We start from the raw sequence: 22,885 nt of genomic DNA on the forward strand, positions 1-22,885 counted from the left end.
ATATCATAAATAGGGGTTGATGAAAAAGTTTTGTCTGGGTATCAGTGTCAGATTGCAGGTGTTAGGGTGATGAGGTGATGAGGGGAGAGGGAGAAATGAGTTAGGAGTTCGGAGTTAGGAGTTCGGAGTTCGGAGTTTTTAATTCTTAATTATCAACTATTAACTATTAACTAATTGCCCTTTGTTAATACAATTCGTACTTTAATAAGGTGCAATCTATGCCACCATTATTAATGGCAATACGACGGGAAGTCCTTAAACCAACTTTTTTAGTTAATAGTTTATTACCTGTTAAGATATAAGCTGTCCAACCTTTAAAACGTTGTTTCAAAATATCTCCTAAAAGTTTATATAAAGGGAATAAGGCTTCAGTATCTTCAAGGCGTTTACCGTAGGGAGGATTACAAATCAAAATTCCCGACTCGGCAGGAGGAGTGGCATCCACTAAGTGGCGTTGGAAAAATTCGACGTGATTAGCAATTTGGCAGGTTTTAGCATTATGTTGAGCCTGTTTAATAATACTACTATCAATGTCTGTGCCGACAATAGGAGGTAAATCTGTTTTTTGACTTTTCCTTGCTTCATCAATCAAATGTTGCCATAAATTATGATCATAGTCTTGCCAATTTTCAAAGCAAAACTGATGACGATATAATCCGGGTGCAATATTTAAACCCATTAATGCCCCTTCAATAAGGATAGTACCTGAACCACAAAAAGGATCATATAATGGTATGCTTGAATCCCATTCTGCTATGTATAGTAACGCCGCCCCTAGAGTTTCTTTGAGAGGTGCTAATCCTACCGCAGGGCGATAACCTCGTCGATGCAGACTTTCTCCTGTGCTATCTAAGCTAAGGATACATTCATCGTGATGAATATGGGCGTTAATGACTATGTCGGGAGAATCAGTATCAATGTTCGATCGCACTTTATGATATTTTTGTTGTTGTTCAACGATGGCATTTTTGATTTGAATAGCAGTAAAATGGCTATGATTTAGTTGATCATTTTTACCAGTACAACGAATGGCTAAAGTTTGTTGAGGTTGTAAAAATTCTGACCAATCAATTTTCTGTACATTGCGAAATAACTGTTGTGGAGTTTGACTTTTTATTGTAGCGATAGGTTTCAAAACACGAAAAATAGTTCGTCCCCAAAGATTTACTCGATATAATAATTCTTTATCTCCCTGAAAATGTACTCCTGTAAAGTCGGTTTTAACTTCCTTCGCCCCCAATGTGGTTAATTCTTGGGCGGTAATTTCTTCCAACCCTCTGGAAGTAGTGGCAAAATAAGATGTAGTCACTATGATAAATACTAATTGATATATTCCTATTATTTTATAAAAAAATGAAGGTGTGGCAAAATTTTTGGTGGCAAAGATTAATTATCGTTGTCTCGATCGCAGCTTGTTGTATATTATTAATGGTGAGAGTTTCAGGGCTGGAATTATTAGGAGTTACCCCCAATTGGCTTTTAATCTGGCTTGTTACATGGAGTGTCAGACGTAATCTTTGGCAAAGTGCGATCGCATCTATCTGTTTAGGGTTAATATGGGATAGCTTAACAGGAGTATTTCCCTCTCATGTTTTAGGTTTATTGGTAGTAGGAATATTTACCAGCAATGTTTATGGTAAAGAGTATATTAAAGAAGACTTAATTTCGATTATGTTGATAGTCTTTGGCATGGCAATTATTAACGAAACCATCATCGCCCTTCAATATAGCATACAAACTCAAGTACCTTTAACCGATATATGGTTAAACTATCAGAAAAACTCTCTTACCTCCGCTATTATAAGCAGTTTATGGACTCCCTTAGTTTATTACCCGTTGAATTATCTTGTTAATAAAACAAGTGAGAAAAAGGGGCGATAAGGAAAGAGGTGTCAGGTTTCGGGTGTCAGGCTTAACGGTTGCAGGTGTTGGAATATTTAGGGATGGGGAGAGGAGGAAAGGTTAATTAAACACTTTTGCCCTACCCCCTCGAGAGGCAAGGGGTTTCATTTAAGGGGAGACACAGAGAAGTTTCTCTCTTGCTTTGTCTTAATTACTAATTCCCATTGCCTTTTGATCGGTTGTCCCTATTTTGCTATAATTAGCATTCTAAAAGTTAGAGATACCAATAAATTCTAAGATGATTAATAATTCTAAATTAGCTCAAGCCTTCGCCTCAAAAAAAGCTCTAAAAGTGATTAGCGGTTTAAATAACTTCGATGTTGAAAATGTAACTGCTATATGTAAGTCTGCTGAGTTAGGTGGTGCAACCTTTGTCGATATTGCGGCGGATATGGATTTAATTAAAACTTTACGTCAGCTAATCAGTCTTCCTATCTGTGTTTCTGCCGTTTCTGCTGAAATTTTAGCTCAAGCAGTAGAAAATGGAGCGGATTTGGTTGAAATCGGTAACTTTGATAGTTTTTATGCTCAAGGTATTACTTTCTCCGCAGAAGATGTTTTAAACTTAACCCGTGAAACCCGTAAATTATTGCCTGAAACAACCCTTTCTGTCACTGTACCTCATATTTTAGCCCTTGATGAACAAGTTGAGTTAGCACAGGCTTTAGTTGCTTCTGGTGCAGATATTATTCAAACCGAAGGTGGCACAAGCTCTAACCCCAATCATAGCGGTATTTTAGGATTAATTGAAAAAGCATCTCCTACCCTCGCCGCCGCTTATGCCCTATCCCGTGCGGTTGAAGTACCTGTTATGTGTGCTTCAGGTTTATCTGATGTTACTGCTCCTATGGCGATCGCATCTGGTGCTTCTGGTATTGGTGTTGGCTCTGCTATCAACAAATTAAATGACCAAGTTGCTATGATTGCTGTAGTACGCAGTTTAGTTGAGGCTTTAAATACTGCTTCTGCAAAAGTATCTATGTAACACAGATTATGAGTTCGGAGTTGGAAATTGAGAGTTAAAATTAACAGATTTTGACAAATAAAAGAAATAATGGGCAATAAAAAAACTTTAATTCAGATTATAACCATTTATATCTTATTAATAATAATTGCCCTAGCAATGTTATTTCCCTTGTTTTGGTTATTAAGTACCTCTTTTAAGTCTGCAGGAGAAGATATTTTTGCATTTCCGCCTCAATTTATTCCGCAACAATTTACCCTTGAAAATTTTGTTTTAGTTTGGCAAAATTACCCCTTTGGTAAGTATTTATTAAATAGTAGTATTAGTGCGGTTTTAACTGTTAGTTTAAACTTATTATTTTGTGCTTTAGCCGCTTATCCTTTAGCCAGATTGGAATTTAAAGGTAGAGATTTTATTTTCGTCTTAATCGTGGCAACTATCATGATTCCTTTTCAAATTGTGATGATTCCTCTGTATATTTTTGCGGTTAATTTAGGTCTAAAAAATAACTATTTAGGTTTGATTTTGCCACAAATTACTTCGGCTTTTGGTATATTTTTACTACGACAAGCATTTCAGGGAGTGCCAAAAGAGTTAGAAGAAGCAGGAAGAATGGACGGTTGTAGTGAATTAGGTATTTGGTGGCATATTATGTTACCTGCTATTCGCCCTGCAATTATTACCCTTGCTATCTTTGTTTTTATTGGTTCTTGGAGTGATTTTCTCTGGCCTCTTATCATCCTCGATCGCCCCGACTACTATACTTTACCATTAGGAGTTGCATCTTTAGCTAGTTCTTTGGACTTAAATTGGCGTTTTATTGCCGCAGGTTCGATAATTTCTTTAGTTCCAGTTTTAGTTTTATTTATTACTTTGCAACGTTACATTATCCCTAATGATGCTAATACAGGAGTGAAGGGATAAAAAATAATTAGGAGTTAAGAGTTAGAAATTAATTAAACACTGTTGCCTCTTACCCTCCCCCCTATTTAAGCGAGACAAGGTTTACCCTTTGCCCTTTTCTCCATCACTGATAGATGAACATTCATCCCGAACTCAGATAAAATAGCACTTATCCGATATTTTCTGCTAAACAACTGAGGCAATAAAGCATTATCAAAGAGATTTCAAGAAGCGAATTAAAGCAATACGATCATCTTGAGCCATATTACGGAAAATTTCCTTAGAAGTCTGTGCCTCCCCACCATGCCATAAAATAGCTTCTTCTAAAGTTCTAGCACGTCCATCATGAAGATAGCCAGAGTATGGCAAAACCGTTTGAGTTACACCAATACCCCATAAAGGTGTAGTGCGCCATTCTTTTCCTGAAGCCTGAAAATCAGGACGATTATCTGCTAATCCTTCTCCCATGTCGTGTAATAATAAATCGCTGTAGGGATGAATTGTTTGATGTGCGATCGCATTTACAAAATAATTTCCAGTTTTTAAAGTTGTTACATGACAACCAATACAATTAGCTTCAGCAAATAGCTTTTCTCCTTTTTTTACCTGAGCAGAGTTGACTAAATTTCGTGCTGGTACTGCTAAAGTTTGCACATAAAATGTCGCATCTGTCAAAATTTGCTCATCTATATCCATAGAGCCATCATTTTCAGGAAACAGAGGGTTTGTTACTCCCATATCATTAACATAAGCAGAAGCACTTTGTTGTAAAAGATTCGGTTGATTTGCTTTCCAACCAAAACGCCCTAAAGCTAAAGATTGCTTTTCCTCATCCCACACTCGATTTGCTTTACCTGAGATACCATCTTTATTTGTATCTTTTTCATCTGCTAAGGCTAATATGTCTTCTTCTTCAATGGCTTCTAACAAACCGACACCGAAAACAGGAGATGGTATTCTTAAAGAAGTTTGCACATCTGAAGATAGTGGTTTTCCATTTTTTAAGGTTATTTGTGCTTGAGGATAACGTAAACTGTAAGGCTTACCATCGCCATAACTCTCTTGGATTTCTAGCCAATTAATATTTACCTCCGCTTCTGGAGAATAACCATATACTCCTAAATCTTGAATTTGAGTGCCTAAACCAGGTACAGGAGGAGTATTATCCATATAGACGGATTTTTCTAAATGATAGTTCAGAGGAGATGTTAGAGAGGTTATTTTATCTTGACTAACTCTTGCTAATATTTGTCCTTTTTTTGGTAATCCTCTGCCGTTGCGTATATGACAACCAGCACAAGAAGAATTATTAAATAATGGTCCTAAACCAGCATTAACCGTTGCAGGAGGAGTTACAAAGACTGCCTCAAATGCCATATCTCCATCTCGATGACGTTGTATTTGCTCTGGGTTTAATCCTGCACTATGTTGCTCATAAGCACTAGATGTTCTGTTAAATACTGTTGTTTTCCCTCCCAAAAGTTCATTATTATCATATGCTTTTAGGTTTCCAGAAACTAATACTGTCATAATTATCGCAACAAAGAATAAGCTCAAAAACTTTAGCAATTTCTCTGCTAGAATCTGAAATTTCATGATATTTAATTTGTCTGTCTAATTGATGATGAATTTATGAGTTTTGGATTAGGGGTAAAACGTCTTTTTCCATTGTTTGAAACAGTTGCAAAACCGATTTTTTTGCTTCTTCCATTTGTTTTAATACCTTCGGATTATTTATATTAGTTTCGATGGGGGCTGGAATAGCGTCTAAAGATGCGATCGCATTTTCTATTTCAGATTTGACTCTTTTATCGAGGCTAGGATTTTGGGAAGCTACCCATAAACTCAAACTTTGTACTGATTCTGAATGAGAGTTATCCGATAATGTACCTAAATAGGCGTTTTTGACACTGATTAAATTATTTTTGAAATCATTAAGAGAAGTATGACTGAAACGACTTTCAAGCTCATCTGTAGTTTGTGCCTCTAAGGGAATACCAATTTTATCGTTGCCCACTTCATCTAAACAACCTATTATGCCTTGAGCAATTTCTTCAAAAGCGGCTTGAATGGTAGGATAAGCAGGATTATCCAAATTTCCTGCAGTGGAAAGAATATCTTTATAAGGAGGATAACCTTGAACTCCTTTTGACCAACTATTTAATAATTCCTGAGAAGTATTCTCAAAGGCTTGGGCTAATAATTGTAAATAAGCTAATTCTTGAGGAGTGAAATCTTGTACCTGTTTATTCTTATTCGTGCCAAAGAGTAATAATTCAATGGTGTGAAAGCCTTTCTGTGTTGTTTGAAGATTATTAATGTCATTAAGAGTTAATTTTTGCTTATTGCTTATCACCCCTTGCACATCCACTTCATTAACAGGCCAATCATCCAAATCCCCATCATATCCTAACGAATCCGCCGGTCCAAAAGCAAAACTTTCTCCTTGCTCCCATGGGATACGAGTCTCTATCCATGTGTTTTGAGCATTTTTGAGAGTATCTAAGTTAGGATTAGCAACAAAATTATCAATTGTTTGAGATAGTTGTTCAGCTTTAACTGCTAATTGTTCATAAGTAGGTAGGATAACATAGTTAGTAAAATCTTTTATTATCTCTAATTTGAAGGAGTCTTGATTTTGATTAAGGGCTAATAATTGTCTTTGCTGACTAATACCATTAGAATTTTGTTCTATATCAGAATTGCCTTGAGCTTCAACGGTGGAGTTAGATAAACCGAAAACACCAGTCAATACTATTACTGATGTAACAGCACTATGCCAATAATATTTTTTCATAACTTTTTTGCAATTTATCGATCGAATCTTTTAATCTACTGAATATTTATTGATAATATTTTTTATTAAATAGTCAATTAAAAGTCTAACGAAGTTTGAGGCTTCTTGCAAATATTTATTAATAGTTAAGGATTGAATATTGTTCAACCCCCAACTTGCTTTTATCCAATATTTTTATGCCCAACAAAGGTTAACTAATCTAAATCTCCTTCCATCACCATAGCTGTTGCTTTACGGGTAGTAGCTTGAAATTCCTGAACATTAACCCGATTTAAAAGTGCGATCGCACCTATGATACATAAGGCTTCACAAACAAAAACCAAGCTATAAGCTAACCAAGGATTATTAAACAAAAAACGCCCTAAATCGAGAATCCATCCCCCCACAGCGATGGCGATACCACGAGATAAAGATTGGGCTAACCCCCAAGCCCCCACAAATGTTCCAGCCGTCTCAGCCGCCGTTAAATCAAGCATTAAACTAATTGCCCCGATAGTCGTAATTCCGGCCGCAATACCAAACAACACCATAGCCCCTTTTAATACAGAAGGAGTTTGAGTTAAACCTGAAAGAATAATTAAACCAAAAGATAAAGCTACTAAAATACAACCTAAACGAGTAGTATTATTTTTACCCAAACGAGGAACTACTAAAAAACCTGTTGTGCCATATCCCAATAAAATACCCACTCCCCAAAAAGAGTTTAATAAAGTAGTATCTCCTATGGGCATATTAAAAACCTCTGCCCCATAAGGCTCTAAAACCGCTTCCTGCATAAACAAACTAAGAGTAATCATCACCAAAAAAGAGAAGAAAATACCAGTTTGACGAGAAGAAGTTAATATTTTGAGAGCTTTTTTAAAACTAACTCCCTCCTCTCTATCTTGAAAAGATGAGCGTTGCCGAAAACGAGAATATTTTTTTTCCACTCCCCAAGTTGCCACCAAAGTCAAAATCACCACAATTATCGGTACAACAAAGAAAATACTGTTAATAGGAGCTTGTAAAGTTGCTAAAGGTATTCCCTCACCTTCTACCCCCGACAAATTATTTAACAAAATTTTTCCCGATATACCCCCAATAACAATACCTACCATCAACATTGACCAAATGGTAGCCACAATTTTTGAGCGATTATCTTCATCGGAAATATCTACTAACAAAGCAGTGAAAGGAGTTGAACAAGCTCCCGTTGCAATGCCTTGAATAACAAAAACAATTGCCAAAAGAATGCTAACAAAAATCGTCACATTATTCCATTGCCAACCATTATTAATGACGATATTACTCCCCAACAACCATACCAGTTGAATAGCGAAGAAAATAGCAATACCTGAAATAATGACTCCTAAACGAATATATCCTGTGCGATGAAAACCAAATAATTTTTTGCCATCGGATAATTGCCCTAACCAAATACGAGTAGGAGACACTAATTGAGAAATCGCTAATACCCCTGCGGCAATAGAGGCAGGAATACCCAACTCTGCAATCATGACTCGATTTAAGACTGCTAGGGTTAACACAGAAATTAAGCCAATACCTAAGTTAAATAAACCTAAGCGAAACATAGTTAGAGTATTAACTTTCGGAATGGTTGTGTCTGATAAAGAGATAGATTGATAATTATTGCTTGTCATTGTTATTTTGTTATTTTTCTCAATAAATTTTACGTCGATGAGCAATTAAGATGAAAGTAACTCTAAGAATATAGAAAGAATTTTACTCTCTAAGTTAACCTCAGTTCGGTTTAAGAATATCGGATTAAGGATAGTTATCAGGGTTTGAAGTTATAAGTTATTATTAACTATTTACCTTTGCCCCTTGCCCTTTTCACTATCACTCCATAGATGAAAATTTATCTCAAACTCAGGTTATATAAATTGATTTTAATTTTAGTTTTGTCAGAGGTTGATTATGGTTAAGTGGTTTCGTCGTGATTTTATCTCTATTTTGACTTTAGCTTCTGCAGGTACTTTTTTTACTCCTATGATAAGTAAAGCAATTAATTCTGATGATTTAGAAGCAAAAATTCTTCCTTTATTTACGAATTTACCCGGTAAGTCAACTATGAAGATAAAAGCAGTAAGCCAAGGTAATTCTATGGATGTTTCTCTTAACAGTGATATTCCTCTTTTTTGTGGTAGTAGTTTCAAAGTTTTTGTCTTAACAGTATTTTTGCGACAAATGGAGGAAGGAAAGGTTAATTTTGATGAGGAGTTGGTGATAAATGATGATGTGAGAGTGCTTTCTAGCCCAGTTTTTGGCGGTTTATCGGGTAAAACCACTGCTTTGATTGCCCTAGAGGCGATGATGATGCACAGTGATAATACAGCAACAGATTTGATTATGACTTATGTCACTCCTCAAGCGGTGAGAGAATTTATTACCGAAATCGGTTTAACAAATACTTTAATTCCCGATAGCATTAGTGTGATGTTTTCTTATCTTTTAGGGGCGAAAAATGGTGAGGATTGGGGATGGGAAAAGATAAATCAAGAGATGAATAATCCTAATTTACCCACTAGAAGTATTATGAATCAAGAACAAAGCTCGATCGCATCTTCTACTGATTTTGTTAGTTTTTATAGTCGTGCTTTACAAGGAGAGTTTTTTAAACAAGAAGAAACCTTAACGGAATTTAAACGCATATTGAGACTTCCTGCCGTTTTAGATAAATTTATTCCTTCTGGGGCGATTGGTTATGTTAAAGGGGGAAGCATCGATTTAAAACCCCAATACGCTTTATGTTTGGCAGGGGGTGTTAATTTTTGTAGGGATACATGGGCTTATTATTCTTTTATGATTAATTGGGAAGATTCTACGGGCAAAAAAACCGCCGATATTTCTAATGACTTTCTCAATTCTGTTAAAGCTAGTCTGAAAATTATTGAAAATGCAATCTACAATGGAAGATAAAGTTTTGTAACAAAATTAACCTTCTTAACTATTGTGAGTTTTATCAATACCTTTAAAGCCGTTGAAAGAGATAAGTTAGTTAATTTATTTATTCTCTTTTTCTGTGCTTTGTTTTTTTGGATGAGTTTAACTAGCCTAATTCCCACTCTGCCTTCTTATCTTCAAAATATAGGGGCAACGGTGAAGCAAGTAGGTTACATAATGGGCTGTTTTGCCATTGGTTTACTTTTATCTCGTGTATGGTTAGGAAAATTAGCAGACGAAGGTTTACAAAAATTTATTAATTATCTTCCTTTTCCTTCTGGGATTAATAATTTTATTCTCCGTTTTTTTCGTCGCTTCTTGGGGAAATTAGTTGATTATCCTAGTCGTAAGGTTGTAATTATCATTGGTACAATTGTTGCTTTTATTGCACCTTTAGGATATTTATTTTTTGATTCTTTATCGGAATTAATGATTACTCGTGCTTTTCATGGGGTGAGTATTGCGGCTTTTACTACGGGTTATAGTGCTTTAGTGGTAGATTTATCGCCCCCGAAACAAAAAGGGGAGTTAATTGGTTATATGAGTTTGGCAGTGCCAATTGGAATGGCCATAGGCCCTGCTATGGGGGGATTTTTAGAGGCTTACACCAGTTATGAGTTTTTATTTCTCCTTTCGGCAAGTTGCGGTTTAATGGCGTTAATTTTGGCTTGTCAGATTCGAGAGTTAGATTCTCAAGTTGATAAAAATCAAAATATTTCTGTGTCGGGGGAGGTATTAAGTAAGGAGTCTTTGATTAATCGTGATTTTAAAGAGTTAATTTTTAGTGCGTCTTTTGCTGTACCTGCTTTAGTTTTACTCTTAATTGGTTGTCTTTTTGGTACTTTAGTCACATTTTTACCCTTATATATCCGAGATTTGGGACTTAACTTTAATGTTGGTTTCTTTTATACTGCGGCTGCGATCGCATCTTTTGCAGTACGTTTTCTTTCAGGTAGGGCATCGGATAAATATGGTAGAGGTTTATTCATCAGTGGTAGCCTAATCTGCTATATCTTATCAATGATTTTCCTCACCTTTGTTCAAGATAATATGATGTTGATTCTTTCGGCAATATTAGAAGGAGTAGGTGCAGGTGTATTAGTTCCCATTACCCTTGCGTTAATTTCAGATCGTTGCAGTGCGATCGAACGTGGTAAAGTATTCGCAGTGTGTGTTAGTGGTTTTGATGTGGGGGTTGCCCTCGGTGGCCCCGTTTTAGGTAGCTTAATTCTTGATTTTGGCTATCGTGTACTCTTTGGTGTGACAGCATTAATGGCGATCGCAGCTTTGTTAATTTTTATCGGTTTTAGTAACAAAAATATAGCCAACTCATGGAAATTTGCATGGGGTATAAGTAATGATTTATATGCAGTAAAATAATTAATTTTTTATTGAAGTTTCTTAATAAAAGTAAGAAAAAAAAGGAATAGGAAAAATAAAATTAAGATCTTGATTTATATGTTGTAAAAGATGTCATGGAAAATCAAATTAACTTAGATAATATTGAGGCGATAATCTTTGATTTGGGTGGGGTAATTATAGATGTAGAAATGGAAAGCCCTTATCAAAGACTGTTAAAAATTAGTCCCCGAAATGATCAAGAATTACTATCTGAATTAAAACAAATAGCCTACGAATACGAAATAGGAAAAATAGAAGATGTCACCTTTTTATCTGCTATCAAAAAAATAGCACAAATTGATTTAGATTTAGTAGAAATAGAAAATATTTGGAATCAAATGCTCAACCATGTTCCTGCATATATGGGAGAATTACTAGCTAAAATTAAACTAGAAAAAAGAACATTTATCCTAAGTAACACTAATCCCATTCATATTCGAGAAGTAAAAAAAAGATTTGCCCAAAGTGTAAAGGAATATACTTTTGAATCCTTGTTTGAGAAAATATATTATTCCCATGAAATAAGTTTACATAAACCTGACCAAGCAATTTATGATTATGTTGTCAAAACCTCAAAACTTAATCCCCTTCGTACCCTATTTATCGATGATAATTATCGTAATGTGATCGAAGCAAAGAAATACGGTTTACAAACAATACATATGAATCCTGTAATGAATTTAGATAAAATTTTTCCCTTCCATAAATAATTTGCTAATATCTACTATTAAAATCTCACATTTTCCAATCATTCAAAGATGAGTATATCGAGCTTGTTCCAATTTTTAATCGGTTTTTTCCTCGGAATAATTCTTTTCACGGCAGGAATTGCAGGGGGGGCATATTTTTTCCTAACCCAAGTCTCAAGTAATCCCCCTAAACCGAATTTCTCAGAAGAAAAGTCATCCGTAGAAGAAACCCCACAATCTGAATCTGCCAATCAAACAGAAACAACAACAGCAACGGAAGAAACAGTTAAACAGACACAAGAAACCACAACCAATGAAACAGAGGATTTACCAGAAGGAGCATATAGGGGTAAAGTTATATGGTCAACTGGTTTAAGTTTAAGAGCAGAACCCGGAATCGATTCAGAAAGAATAGGAGGAGTGGGTTATAACTGGGAAATTATCATTCTTGGAACAAGTGACGATGGCGGTTGGCAAAAAATTCGTATTCCTAGCAGTGGGCAAGAAGGTTGGGTTAAAGCAGGTAATATCGAAAAAATAGATTAGACTTTTTCAAAAAATCAGGAAATAAGTTTAATATTGACGTTTTCTTAAATTGTGGGAACATAAAAGACATCAAATTAATCTAGGAAAAATAATTGTATTTAATTATTGATGTTATTACAGATTTGTTTAATGATTATCTTACTATTAATATCTTTTAATTAAATAAATGTATTCTAAATTACACTTTTCTAGGTAAAGGAAATTTTTTGATATAAAAATCTAAAATTGGAATAATATAACAATATCTATATTTTTCATGGTAAAGTCTATTTTACTGTAAAACTATAGTTATCACCTTGTTTTTTCTCGAAAATGCAATTCTTAGTTAAATTTCATTGAAGATTTTTTTCTTAGGAATATAAATTATTGAGCAAAATTTTCCAAAACATATTATCATTACCACTATGATAAAATCCTAGTTTTATTACTGATAAAATTTAGAATTGATCATCATACTATAATGAGGAGTCCTACCAGTTATGAATAATCAACAAATTTGTACACCACAAGGAATAATTGACCACAACAATGAAAGTCAATTTCAAGAACAGTTATTAAGATTTATCGACAACACAAAGGAAAAGGATGTTGTTGTTGATTTTAAAGGTGTTGAGTTTGTTGATTCTAGTGGTTTGATTGCTCTGGTGCGTGTTTATCAAGAAGCAAAAAAACAGGAGAAAAACTTATATCTTTTCAATGTTTCTCCTTCGGTGAAGATGATATTTGAAATTAGCCGTTTAGATAAGGTTATCGGCATAAGAGACAAGGATTATAGGCAACAACTACGCAGTGAAGATTCGATCGCAGCTTAAAATAAAAGTGTTTTAATAAATGAAGAGGTGACAAGGGGGAAAGCCCCCCTGTTTAGCGTTCAGCTATCAGCATTCAACCAATTATTATCTATTTTTTGTTTTTAATTGTCAACCTCTCTAATGTTCTTATTTACCTTTATTTAGTTAGGCAGGAATTCCTTTCAACACTTCTTCAGCCATTGCTAAAGTTTGGTTTATATCCTCTTCAGTGTGAGCAATAGAAGTAAATCCAGCTTCAAACTGAGAAGGTGCTAAATATACTCCTCTCTCAAGCATTCCTCTATGAAAACGGGCGAATTTACTGGTGTCAGCTTTTTTCGCATCATCATAATTATGAACTTCTTCACCAGTGAAAAACATCCCAAACATACCACTAATATTACCACCAGTAACCTTATGACCTGTGTTTTTAGCAATAGTTAATAAACCACTTATAAGTTTATGGGTAATTTCTTCCAAATATTCATAAGTGCCGGGTTTTTGTAGTAGCTCAAGGGTTTTAATTCCCGCCGTCATAGCCAAAGGATTACCAGACAAAGTACCAGCTTGATACATGGGGCCAGAAGGAGCAACCATTGCCATGATTTCCTTTTTACCACCATAAGCACCCACTGGTAAACCACCGCCAATAACTTTACCTAAAGTTGTTAAATCAGGAGTGATACCGAATTTAGCTTGAGCGCCACCATAAGAAATACGGAAACCAGTCATTACCTCATCAAATACCAATAAAGCACCATTTTGCTCAGTAATTAATCTTAAACCTTCTAAGAAACCAGCATCAGGAACAATAAAACCAGAATTGCCCACTACAGGCTCAAGAATAACCCCTGCAATTTCATCAGGATTATCGGCAAATAATTTTTTCACCGCTTCTAAATCGTTATAAGGTGCAGTCAAAGTGTCGGATGTAACGCTTTTAGGTACTCCGGGAGAATCTGGCAATCCGAGGGTGGCAACTCCAGAACCGGCTTGAACTAAAAACATATCACCATGGCCATGATAACAACCCTCAAACTTGATGATTTTGTTTCTACCTGTATAGGCTCTCATCAATCTTAAAACAGAAATACAGGCTTCTGTACCAGAGTTGACAAAACGCACCATTTCAATACTTGGTACTGCATCAATCACCATTTCGGCGAGGATATTTTCTAAATAACAAGGTGCGCCAAAACTTGTACCTTTTTCCAAAGCCTCACTTAAAGATTTGATGACTTCAGGATGAGCATGACCACAAATTGCAGGCCCCCAAGTCCCAACATAGTCAATATATTTATTTTCATCCACATCCCAAATATATGCACCTTTTACACGGTCAAAAACAATAGGTTGTCCACCGACAGATTTAAAGGCTCTTACAGGGGAATTAACTCCTCCAGGCATTAATTTTTGGGCGGCGGCAAAGATTTCGTCGGATTTAGTAGTTTTAAATGATACTGTATTTACCAAAATAATCTCCCTTATTTCTTTTTTTGGTTATTTATTTATAATCTCTATATTTTACTGACATATGAGCTTTACTGCTAAATCTACTTCATTTCGAGGAAGGTATCAGAGTGTTAGGGATTGGGAGGAAGTGGGGTTTTTGGGAGAAACGGGTTAGGTATTAGGAGTTAAGAGTTAGAAGTTATTAATTATCAACCATTTACCTTTGCCCTTTGACCTTTTCTCCATCACTCATAAATGAAAATTTATCCTGAGTTCAGGTGATTGAAGATAAGACTTGTCGTTCAGGCTCTATAAATTCGTGCTAACTTATGTTAAGTATTATTAAAATCATTAAAATTGCCATAATCTTATCCTAATTGTTGCATGAATAATATATCCCGTCGCAGTTTGCTAAAATTATCCGCTATTAGTGGCATTGTTGGTTTTCTCGGCTATTCCCGTGTTGTTAAGCCTCAGCCGACAATTCATAAATGGGATACTTTAGAATTACCTCGTTTTTTAAGTAAGCCAAAGAAAGTGGTAGTTATTGGCGGTGGTTTAGCAGGATTGGCTTCTGCCTACGAGTTAAGTAGTCGGGGTTTTGAAGTTACTTTATTGGAAAAATCTCCCCAGTTAGGCGGTAAAATTGCTAGTTGGGACATTCAAGTAGGAAATGATAGTTTTAGGATGGAACATGGTTTTCATGGCTTTTTTCCTCAATACTATAACCTTAAAAGCATTGTAAAAGAAGTTGCGATCGAATCTAATTTTCAATCGTTAGAATATTATTCGGTGGTGTTTAAAGGAGATAAATATAAACCTGAAAATTTTCGCCCGTCTCATTCCTCTTTTCCTTGGAATATCGTTGATTTAGCTATTTCTTCTCGCAATTCTCTTCATTGGGGCATTAATTTAACAAATCCTGCCCATTGGCGAGTTTTTCACGCTATTACGGCCTTTAAAATTCCTGATAGCTATTATGACCTAGACAATATTTCTGTGGCAGACTGGGCGGCGAAAGGTATTCCCCAAGGCTTATTTGACTTGTACTTTCTCCCCTTTGCAAAATCCTCTCTAAATGCTCCCGATATTCTTAGTACAGGAGAACTAATGCAGTTTTTTCATTTTTACTTTTTCGGGAATCCTGAAGGGTTGGCTTTTAACGGCACAGTGGATGACATGGGCAGAAGTCTAGTTGAACCCATTGTTGATCGCATCGTTGATAATCAAGGTAAAATCATCACTGAAGCTAATATTAGTAAAATCAATTGCAATTCTGGGAAAATTACTTCTATTGAATATTATCAAGGGGATGAGGAAAACAATGTACCTTTTTGGGTAGATCTCAACCCCCTCTTAAAAGATGAACACTATAGCTATTATGGAGGAGGCGATCGCCTCTTTGCTGTAGTTAAAGATACCGATGAAGCCTTTTCTTTAAGCTGTACTCATCAAGGTTGTATTGTTAATAAGCAAGAAGACGGAAAATTTGTTTGTCCTTGTCATGGTGCAGTATATGATCAACAAGGTAAAGTGTTAAATCCTCCTGCAAAACGTAATTTAAAAACTTATAAGGTAATCGAAAGAGGAGAGAATCAAGTCAAATTAGTTGCAAATCAGAAAACCGCTAGTAAACCAAAAACCATTGAAGCGGATTATTTTGTTTTTGCTACTGATGTGGTAGGAACAAAACACCTATTTAATCTCATAGAAGGTGACACAAAAAGTTATCCCGAAACTAAAGCACAAATAGAAAGTTTAGCATTAGCTGACCCCTTTGCCGTTGGGCGTTTTTGGTTAGATAAAGATTTTGAGTGGCAACACAGCAATTTTGCCTCCTTATCAGGCTATCGTCTCACTGATAGTATTACTCTTTATCATCGCATTCAAAATGAATATAAAGCATGGGCGGAAAAAACGGGAGGTAGTGTGGTAGAGTTACACGCCTATTGTTATAAAGAAAAAGAATTTCCTACCCAAGAAGCTATTTTAAATACCTTTAGAGAAGAATTGATTGAGATTGTGCCAGAATTAGCCGATGCGAACATTTTACATCAGCAATTAGTCAACCAAAAGAACTTTTCTGGTTATCCCCCCAATAGCTTTAAAATGCGTCCTTCTACCGAGTCTCAAATCAGTAATTTAATGTTTGCAGGAGATTGGGTCAAAATGCCTTTTCCCTGTGGTTTAATGGAGAGAGCAATTAGTAGTGGTTTGTTGTCTGCTAATGCTATTCTTTATCGAGAGGGTTTACAACGACGAGATTTATTATCTGTTAATCCGTCTGGTTTATTTAGTATTTAACTTGAATTCCCTTGAATTCGATGTAAAATTTTCGGTTAAGGTCAGAAAAAGGAGAAACCCCTCTGTGTCTCCCCTTAAAAGGGGAGAAAGGGAACAGGGAACAATGTTTATTTTGTCACTCCGAACCCATTACTCATCTGTCATAATACGCAAACGAATCATTTTTTCTCCCTCATCATCAAGACGTAACTCGATGACTTCACTGGTTAATTTTTCCAGACAACTAAGAAGCGATCGCAAACTTGGGGTACTACTTCCTGTTTCCACATAAAGACGATCAGCTATACTACCTAATTTTTTCCAGAGAGTGTAGAGTTTACCCACATTCTGCTCTAAATTGGTTGCTTGTTTAACTAAATCCGCCGTCAAACTTAAGCAATCTAATCTCAGGGCTTCTTGTAAAGCAGACTCAACATCTACCGCAGAATCTCTCAGGGTTTCTACTTGGGCGGCAGAATCGAGGTATTTACTCAAACTTTTCGCCGTTGAAGTCATCTGTTTAACTGTGTCCACATCAGGATTGCTTTCAATTTCTTTTTGAATTTCGCTAATTTGTTCTTCTGGTAGTTTTTCTAATTCTTTGACTAAAGGTGCTAAGTGACGGGGGGGTAATGAACCATCAACGGCTTTCTCTTTAACACTTTCGGGAATTAAATCTGAGTTCATCGCTGTATATTCATCCGTCAACTGTTTTACTTCTCGACGGGTAATGCGATCGCCTTTTTGTGCCGCTTCGCTGACTAATTTTTGTATTTCAGGTTCTGCTTTAGCGGTTTCTACAAATGCCCGTTTACTGAAATTATTAATAGCGGTGGGTTCTAAATTTCCTTCTTCTAAGAGAGTATCTGCACTATTGGCAAGTTGAATTAAAGCATAGGCTTGACTTTTGGTAATTTCCCTATTTTTTAGCCAATTTAAAAAACCTGTACCTCTGCCTTCTCCGCCGACTTTTTCCCGATCTCGAACAGCCCTTAAGATTCTACCACGCCAAATATCCGTCTGTAAATCGAAGCGATCGCACACTTTCCAAACATCATCAACTTTTTGCAGAAAATCCTCCTCCGCAATTTGATCATCTTCTGGATCGGGTAAGTTAAACTCTAAATCAGCAGGGATGGTAAGAGCTTCTGCAATTTCAACAGGAGAGGGAACAGTTTCCACCATATATATTTATTTTATTGATGATTGTTAGAAAATGTTTACAGGTTTTCTTATTGTCTATCTTTACATCCAATCTTGTCAATAGATAATTTTAGGGGCAAAGGTAATTAGTGAATAGTGAATAGTTGATAATTAAGAATTAAAAACTCCGAACACTTATTACTTATTTATTATTTATTACTGGTTTCCCCCTATCCCCTAAACACCCTGACACCTCTTAGTGATGAATCTTTGCTAAATCCAATATTTGCGGTATTAAATCTTCTCTTTTAACCGCCATTAAATGGACTCCTTGACAAATTTGTTGGGCATCTTTGATTTGTTCGGCGGCAATAGTCATGCCTTCTAGTAATGGGTTTTCTGCTTTTTCTAGGCGATTAATAATATGTTCTGGTATTTCTACTCCCGGCACATTTTTATTAATAAATCGAGCATTTTTAGCACTTTTTAACAAGAATATTCCTGCTAAAATAGGTCGATCGCATCCTTTAGCAATTTCAGTCATAAAGCGATCTAATTTATCAAAATCTGTGATTAATTGACTTTGAAAAAACTTTGCTCCTGCTTTAATTTTTTGTTCAAAACGTCTTTGTAAACCTGACCAACTCTTTAGTTGAGGATCAACCGCCGCTCCAGCAAATAAGTTTAAATTTCCATCGGTTAGGGTTTTATTATTCAGATCAAAACCCTCGTTTAATTGTCCAATTAACTTTAATAAACGGACTGATTCTAACTCAAAAACTGCTTTTGCTTGAGGATGATCCCCTGCTTTTAAAGGATCTCCTGTTAGAGCTAAAATATTTCTAATTCCTAAACTATAAGCCCCCATTAAATCTGCTTGTAATGCAATGGAGTTGCGATCGCGCCCAGTCATTTGACAAATCGGCTCAATTCCTTCTCTTTGCAACAACACACAAGAAGCAATAGAAGACATTCGCAGTACAGCACGACTACCATCTGTAATATTAACTCCGTGTACCCTATCTTTGAGTAAACGGGCAACTTCTAGCATACGTTCAGGATTGCCACCTTTAGGGGGTGTCACCTCGGCGGTGATGATGAATTCTTTAGATGCGATCGCATTTTCTAGTTTAGTCATTATAAGTGGGTAGGTAAAATTAATTGGATATTTAGGTTATGAAAGGGTAAAAGGCAAAGTTAAAAGGGCGGCATTGGGCAAAGGTAATTAGTTAGTTACCCCTCAACACCCTACGCTCCTACTTCCTTAATACCCCATTAATAAATCGGTGGTAAATAACCCAAAGCATCTTTAACTCTTTTGAGAGTCGCATTGGCGACATTTTCTGCTTTTTCCCTACCATCTCTTAACACAGAATCGAGATAAGTCTTATCTGCCATAATTTCTGCATATTTATTTTGAATAGGTTGTAATGCTTCAATCACCGTATCCGTCAATAAAGGCTTAAATTTGCCCCATCCCATATCCCCACACTCGTTACTTACCTCATCCTTACTTTTACCACTAAAAATGCTATATAATCCCAGTAAATTATTACATTCGGGACGATCTTCACTGAAACTTAAACCCATAATGGGATCAGTTTTACATTTTTTAATCTTTTTCCTAATTTCATCAGGGCTATCTAACAAGTTAATCCTACTCAATTCAGAAGGATCAGATTTTGACATTTTATTTGTGCCGTCAGTCAAACTCATAACTCTAGCCCCTTCTTTTTTAATCATTGGTTCAGGTACTTTAAAAACGGGTTTATCTTCACTACCAAACTTGTCATTGACACGAATAGCAATATCACGAGTTAATTCTAAGTGTTGTTTTTGATCTTCTCCTACAGGTACTTGATCTGCATCGTATAATAAAATATCCGCCGCCATTAGTACGGGATAATCTAGTAAGCCCACACTCACATTTTCTCCTTGTTTAATCGCTTTTTCTTTAAACTGAATCATTCTTTCTAACCAATTCAATGGAGTAACACAATTTAGCAACCATGTTAATTCTGTATGGGCTTTTACATGAGACTGTACAAAAATAGTAGAGTAGTTTAAATCAATACCACAAGCTAAATATAAAGCGGCAATCGTATAAGTATTATCTGCCAATGAAGTGCGATCGTGGGGAACTGTAATAGCGTGTAAATCAACAACACAGAAAAAATTATCATAATTAGGTTGTATTTCTACCCAGTTACGAATTGCCCCTAAATAATTGCCAATATGTAAATTTCCTGTGGGTTGAACTCCTGATAAAACACGCTTTTTAGTCATGATTCTGTTAGAAGATATATGAATTGGATTTTACTAATGATGAACAATATTTTTCATGTCTAAGGGCAAATTATATCATTACCCTTGTTCAGTTCGATCTAAAAATTGGGGTTTTATATATTGATTCCAAGTCTTAAGAATATTTTGAGCATCTTTGGTGTCAATATGACCACTTTTTGCTACTGATAAGGATTTTTCCAGCCAATCTAACCGAGATAAGCGTACTGTAGAAAGTACTTTTAATCCACTTTCTCGCCATTTTTCTAAAAGTGTATCAGTATTAGATCTAGGTGTTGTTGGAGGATTGGGGTATTAGGGTATTGGAATGATAGAGTATTGGGGTTTTAGGGGGAAATTTCTTTTTTATCTTAACTCCTAACTCCTAACTCAAATGATTGCCCCTTACCCTTTTGGCCATCACTCATAGATGAAAATTTATCCCGAACTCAGGTTAATTATCTTAAAACTCTGCATTCATTGGGGTACGAGGAAAAGGAATTACATCTCTAATATTTTCCATTCCTGTCATAAATTGAACTAATCTTTCAAATCCTAAACCAAAACCAGCATGAGGAACAGTGCCATATCTACGTAAATCTAAATACCACCAAAGTTCATCGCCATTAACGTTGCATTCAATAATACGAGATTGTAATACATCCAATCTTTCTTCTCTTTGTGAACCGCCGATAATTTCACCAATGCCGGGGGCTAGAATATCCATGGCCGCTACGGTTTTTTGGTCATCATTGAGACGCATATAAAAGGCTTTAATATCTTTTGGATAGTCAGTAACTATGACGGGTTTTTTGAATAATTCTTCGGCTAAGTATCTTTCATGTTCTGATTGTAAATCTATCCCCCATTCAACGGGAAATTCAAATTTTTTCTTGCTTTTTTCTAAGAGATTTATTGCTTCTGTATAAGTGATTCTTGCAAACTCATTATTAATGATATTTTCTGCATTGGTAAGCACATTTTGATTAATTCTTTGGTTGAAAAAAGCCATATCTTCGGGACAATGATCTAAAACATATTTAAAGACATATTTTAAAAATTCTTCTGCTAAATTTTGATCTCCTTCTAAGTCACAAAAAGCAATTTCTGGTTCAACCATCCAAAACTCTGCTAAATGTCGAGAAGTGTTAGAATTTTCTGCTCTAAAAGTAGGACCAAAAGTATAAACATTTTGAAAAGACATGGCCATAATTTCAGCTTCTAATTGACCACTAACTGTTAAATAAGCCTGTCTGCCAAAGAAGTCATTTTCATAATTAATTTCATCTTTTTTTTCTTGAATGATTTTTTCTAAAGGGAGATTTGTTACGGTAAATAATTCTCCTGCTCCTTCGCAATCACTAGCGGTAATAATCGGAGTATGAACCCATAAAAAACCTTTACTTTGAAAAAATTGGTGAATAGCATTCGCACAAGCATTTCTTACTCGCATTACTGCCCCAATGGTATTTGTTCTACCTCTTAAATGTCCAATAGTTCTAAGAAATTCAAAAGAGTGACGTTTTTTTTGTAAAGGATAAGTTTCAGGATCACAATCACCAAAAATGATTACTTCTTGAGCTTGTAATTCTACTTTTTGACCTTTAGCGGGAGAATCAACTAAAATCCCTTTTATGCTAACAGAAACTCCTGTATTTAATCTTTTAATAATATCTTGATAATTTGGTAAATCTGAGTTTAAAACTGCTTGTAAATTCCCAAGAGAAGAACCGTCATTAATTTCTATAAAAGAAAATTCTTTTAACTCTCTTTTAGTTCTAATCCAACCTTTTACTTCTATTTCTTCTTGAGCTTTTCCATTTCTCAAAATATTAATTATTCTTGCCATTTTTACTTATAATTTTGTAGATTATTAATTGTAATTTTAAATTATATCAAATTATATCAAAAAAAACTTTTATTCAGCAAATTATTAGATTTTATATATATTTATTGTAACTATTAATTATGATTAAATAATCAGATTTATAGACAGTAATCGTAAACAAATAAAATATTTATAATATTAGCTGATTTTGTTCTATAACTAGCTATTGAGATAGTTTGGATAGTCGGTGAAGAATATGTATAAACAATACAAAATTATAAACAAAAGCAAAATTGAGTATAATTAAATATGTTCCCTAAAAAATAAACAAAAATTTCCTATCTGCAATAATATGACTTCAACCATTTTAGCTAGTACTATTGTTGCTCCGAATAAATCGAGTCAAGTTACTCGCAAACCATATCCTAACTATAAAGTTATCGTTCTTAATGATGATTTTAACACCTTTGATCATGTAGCTAATTGTTTAATCAAGTATATTCCTAATATGACTCCTGATTATGCTTGGCAATTAACCAATCAAGTACATTTTGAAGGACAAGCTTTAGTGTGGAGTGGCCCATTGGAACAAGCAGAGTTGTATCATCAACAGTTAAGAAGGGAAGGCTTGACTATGGCGCCTTTGGAGGCTGTATGAGTAAATCTTCTGAGGGAAGAATTGTCTGGAATCACTCTACCCATTTAGACGGGTTAATTCCCATTTTAGAAAAATTGATTACTTATGAAGGCGTTAAAACCGTTACTCCAGCCGTATTAAGTAGATCGCGATCGCACTCTCCCCATATGAAGTTAAAAATATCTGTGCCGATTCGGGGAGGGTTTAAACTAATTGCTAGATGTGGAAAAAGTGTACAAGAAGTTTTTGTGATTACAGAATTGGATAAATCTCGACTAGAAGAAATTATAAAAGGTATTCTTTAAAATGCAAGTCTTTTAATT

The 22,885-nt window shown here is 35.3% G+C and carries 20 protein-coding genes; 11 read left to right on the plus strand and 9 right to left on the minus strand.

What is annotated here, in order from left to right; all coding sequences use genetic code 11:
- Nucleotides 1-184 precede the first annotated feature (184 nt).
- Nucleotides 185-1,309, minus strand: coding sequence for a class I SAM-dependent RNA methyltransferase (locus Dongsha4_RS08145; RefSeq protein WP_330205177.1), 1,125 nt, complete (start codon nt 1,307-1,309; stop codon nt 185-187).
- A 44-nt stretch (nt 1,310-1,353) separates the two neighbouring features.
- Between Dongsha4_RS08145 and mreD the strand changes: the two genes are divergently transcribed.
- The 3 genes from mreD to Dongsha4_RS08160 all read left to right on the plus strand — a co-directional run bounded on the left by mreD (nt 1,354) and on the right by Dongsha4_RS08160 (nt 3,790).
- The gene (mreD, locus tag Dongsha4_RS08150) at nt 1,354-1,881 is read left to right on the plus strand and encodes a rod shape-determining protein MreD (RefSeq protein WP_330205178.1); all 528 of its coding nucleotides are present in this window, start codon (nt 1,354-1,356) and stop codon (nt 1,879-1,881) included.
- Nucleotides 1,882-2,140: 259 nt separating this feature from the next.
- Complete coding sequence (locus Dongsha4_RS08155; RefSeq protein ID WP_330205179.1) at nt 2,141-2,887, plus strand: DUF561 domain-containing protein; 747 nt, start codon at nt 2,141-2,143, stop codon at nt 2,885-2,887.
- 69 nt (nt 2,888-2,956) lie between these two features.
- Nucleotides 2,957-3,790 (plus strand): carbohydrate ABC transporter permease, encoded by an 834-nt coding sequence (locus tag Dongsha4_RS08160; protein WP_330205180.1) that lies wholly within the window; start codon nt 2,957-2,959, stop codon nt 3,788-3,790.
- A gap of 192 nt (nt 3,791-3,982) precedes the next feature.
- On the opposite strand, the gene Dongsha4_RS08165 is transcribed toward Dongsha4_RS08160, so the two are convergent.
- The 3 genes from Dongsha4_RS08165 to Dongsha4_RS08175 form a co-directional block, all read right to left on the minus strand.
- Nucleotides 3,983-5,365, minus strand: coding sequence for a di-heme oxidoredictase family protein (locus tag Dongsha4_RS08165; protein WP_330205181.1), 1,383 nt, complete (start codon nt 5,363-5,365; stop codon nt 3,983-3,985).
- 34 nt (nt 5,366-5,399) lie between these two features.
- Nucleotides 5,400-6,566 (minus strand): imelysin family protein, encoded by a 1,167-nt coding sequence (locus Dongsha4_RS08170; RefSeq protein WP_330205182.1) that lies wholly within the window; start codon nt 6,564-6,566, stop codon nt 5,400-5,402.
- Between the two features lie 194 nt (nt 6,567-6,760).
- Nucleotides 6,761-8,206: a BCD family MFS transporter gene (locus Dongsha4_RS08175; RefSeq protein WP_099435481.1), complete on the minus strand. Its 1,446-nt coding sequence runs from the start codon at nt 8,204-8,206 to the stop codon at nt 6,761-6,763.
- A gap of 277 nt (nt 8,207-8,483) precedes the next feature.
- Here Dongsha4_RS08175 and Dongsha4_RS08180 point away from each other — a divergent pair, with 277 nt between their 5' ends.
- The 5 genes from Dongsha4_RS08180 to Dongsha4_RS08200 all read left to right on the plus strand — a co-directional run bounded on the left by Dongsha4_RS08180 (nt 8,484) and on the right by Dongsha4_RS08200 (nt 12,957).
- Nucleotides 8,484-9,485 carry a serine hydrolase gene (locus Dongsha4_RS08180; RefSeq protein WP_330205183.1) on the plus strand — a complete coding sequence of 334 codons (1,002 nt, stop codon included), beginning with the start codon at nt 8,484-8,486 and terminating at the stop codon, nt 9,483-9,485.
- Between the two features lie 33 nt (nt 9,486-9,518).
- On the plus strand, nt 9,519-10,889 hold the full coding sequence (locus Dongsha4_RS08185; protein WP_330205184.1) for an MFS transporter: 1,371 nt from the start codon (nt 9,519-9,521) through the stop codon (nt 10,887-10,889).
- 95 nt (nt 10,890-10,984) lie between these two features.
- A complete protein-coding gene (locus tag Dongsha4_RS08190) occupies nt 10,985-11,620 on the plus strand; it encodes an HAD family phosphatase (protein ID WP_330205185.1) in 636 nt (211 codons plus the stop codon).
- A 48-nt stretch (nt 11,621-11,668) separates the two neighbouring features.
- Nucleotides 11,669-12,145: an SH3 domain-containing protein gene (locus Dongsha4_RS08195; RefSeq protein WP_330205186.1), complete on the plus strand. Its 477-nt coding sequence runs from the start codon at nt 11,669-11,671 to the stop codon at nt 12,143-12,145.
- A 479-nt stretch (nt 12,146-12,624) separates the two neighbouring features.
- Entirely contained in the window at nt 12,625-12,957 is a 333-nt protein-coding gene (locus Dongsha4_RS08200; RefSeq protein ID WP_330205187.1) for an STAS domain-containing protein, read from the plus strand.
- A gap of 144 nt (nt 12,958-13,101) precedes the next feature.
- On the opposite strand, the gene hemL is transcribed toward Dongsha4_RS08200, so the two are convergent.
- The gene (hemL, locus tag Dongsha4_RS08205) at nt 13,102-14,409 is read right to left on the minus strand and encodes a glutamate-1-semialdehyde 2,1-aminomutase (protein WP_330205188.1); all 1,308 of its coding nucleotides are present in this window, start codon (nt 14,407-14,409) and stop codon (nt 13,102-13,104) included.
- Between the two features lie 363 nt (nt 14,410-14,772).
- On the opposite strand from hemL, the gene Dongsha4_RS08210 reads away from it, so the two are divergent.
- On the plus strand, nt 14,773-16,692 hold the full coding sequence (locus Dongsha4_RS08210; RefSeq protein WP_330205189.1) for an FAD-dependent oxidoreductase: 1,920 nt from the start codon (nt 14,773-14,775) through the stop codon (nt 16,690-16,692).
- Nucleotides 16,693-16,821: 129 nt separating this feature from the next.
- On the opposite strand, the gene Dongsha4_RS08215 is transcribed toward Dongsha4_RS08210, so the two are convergent.
- The 4 genes from Dongsha4_RS08215 to asnS form a co-directional block, all read right to left on the minus strand.
- Nucleotides 16,822-17,856, minus strand: coding sequence for a hypothetical protein (locus Dongsha4_RS08215; protein WP_330205190.1), 1,035 nt, complete (start codon nt 17,854-17,856; stop codon nt 16,822-16,824).
- Between the two features lie 214 nt (nt 17,857-18,070).
- Nucleotides 18,071-18,952, minus strand: coding sequence for a methylenetetrahydrofolate reductase (locus Dongsha4_RS08220; RefSeq protein ID WP_330205191.1), 882 nt, complete (start codon nt 18,950-18,952; stop codon nt 18,071-18,073).
- 137 nt (nt 18,953-19,089) lie between these two features.
- Nucleotides 19,090-20,100: a tryptophan--tRNA ligase gene (trpS, locus tag Dongsha4_RS08225; protein WP_330205192.1), complete on the minus strand. Its 1,011-nt coding sequence runs from the start codon at nt 20,098-20,100 to the stop codon at nt 19,090-19,092.
- 460 nt (nt 20,101-20,560) lie between these two features.
- Entirely contained in the window at nt 20,561-21,946 is a 1,386-nt protein-coding gene (gene asnS / locus Dongsha4_RS08230; RefSeq protein WP_330205193.1) for an asparagine--tRNA ligase, read from the minus strand.
- A 331-nt stretch (nt 21,947-22,277) separates the two neighbouring features.
- Here asnS and clpS point away from each other — a divergent pair, with 331 nt between their 5' ends.
- Together clpS and Dongsha4_RS08240 are read left to right on the plus strand one after the other, a co-directional pair.
- Nucleotides 22,278-22,583, plus strand: coding sequence for an ATP-dependent Clp protease adapter ClpS (gene clpS, locus Dongsha4_RS08235; RefSeq protein WP_015218024.1), 306 nt, complete (start codon nt 22,278-22,280; stop codon nt 22,581-22,583).
- Nucleotides 22,580-22,867 (plus strand): DUF2103 domain-containing protein, encoded by a 288-nt coding sequence (locus tag Dongsha4_RS08240; RefSeq protein WP_015218023.1) that lies wholly within the window; start codon nt 22,580-22,582, stop codon nt 22,865-22,867. Before clpS ends, Dongsha4_RS08240 begins: the two co-directional genes overlap by 4 nt.
- The last annotated feature ends 18 nt before the right edge of the window (nt 22,868-22,885 follow it).

Source organism: Cyanobacterium sp. Dongsha4 (assembly GCF_036345015.1).
Taxonomy (GTDB): domain Bacteria; phylum Cyanobacteriota; class Cyanobacteriia; order Cyanobacteriales; family Cyanobacteriaceae; genus PCC-10605.

Bases quoted from the DNA above. Each gene is read 5' to 3' on its own strand.
- mreD (WP_330205178.1), top strand. From the start codon at position 1,354: ATGAAGGTGTGGCAAAATTTTTGGTGGCAAAGATTAATTATCGTTGTC.
- Dongsha4_RS08155 (WP_330205179.1), top strand. From the start codon at position 2,141: ATGATTAATAATTCTAAATTAGCTCAAGCCTTCGCCTCAAAAAAAGCT.
- Dongsha4_RS08160 (WP_330205180.1), top strand. From the start codon at position 2,957: ATGGGCAATAAAAAAACTTTAATTCAGATTATAACCATTTATATCTTA.
- Dongsha4_RS08165 (WP_330205181.1), bottom strand. From the start codon at position 5,365: ATGAAATTTCAGATTCTAGCAGAGAAATTGCTAAAGTTTTTGAGCTTA.
- Dongsha4_RS08170 (WP_330205182.1), bottom strand. From the start codon at position 6,566: ATGAAAAAATATTATTGGCATAGTGCTGTTACATCAGTAATAGTATTG.
- Dongsha4_RS08175 (WP_099435481.1), bottom strand. From the start codon at position 8,206: ATGACAAGCAATAATTATCAATCTATCTCTTTATCAGACACAACCATT.
- Dongsha4_RS08180 (WP_330205183.1), top strand. From the start codon at position 8,484: ATGGTTAAGTGGTTTCGTCGTGATTTTATCTCTATTTTGACTTTAGCT.
- Dongsha4_RS08190 (WP_330205185.1), top strand. From the start codon at position 10,985: ATGGAAAATCAAATTAACTTAGATAATATTGAGGCGATAATCTTTGAT.
- Dongsha4_RS08195 (WP_330205186.1), top strand. From the start codon at position 11,669: ATGAGTATATCGAGCTTGTTCCAATTTTTAATCGGTTTTTTCCTCGGA.
- Dongsha4_RS08200 (WP_330205187.1), top strand. From the start codon at position 12,625: ATGAATAATCAACAAATTTGTACACCACAAGGAATAATTGACCACAAC.
- Dongsha4_RS08210 (WP_330205189.1), top strand. From the start codon at position 14,773: ATGAATAATATATCCCGTCGCAGTTTGCTAAAATTATCCGCTATTAGT.
- Dongsha4_RS08215 (WP_330205190.1), bottom strand. From the start codon at position 17,856: ATGGTGGAAACTGTTCCCTCTCCTGTTGAAATTGCAGAAGCTCTTACC.
- Dongsha4_RS08220 (WP_330205191.1), bottom strand. From the start codon at position 18,952: ATGACTAAACTAGAAAATGCGATCGCATCTAAAGAATTCATCATCACC.
- trpS (WP_330205192.1), bottom strand. From the start codon at position 20,100: ATGACTAAAAAGCGTGTTTTATCAGGAGTTCAACCCACAGGAAATTTA.
- asnS (WP_330205193.1), bottom strand. From the start codon at position 21,946: ATGGCAAGAATAATTAATATTTTGAGAAATGGAAAAGCTCAAGAAGAA.
- clpS (WP_015218024.1), top strand. From the start codon at position 22,278: ATGACTTCAACCATTTTAGCTAGTACTATTGTTGCTCCGAATAAATCG.
- Dongsha4_RS08240 (WP_015218023.1), top strand. From the start codon at position 22,580: ATGAGTAAATCTTCTGAGGGAAGAATTGTCTGGAATCACTCTACCCAT.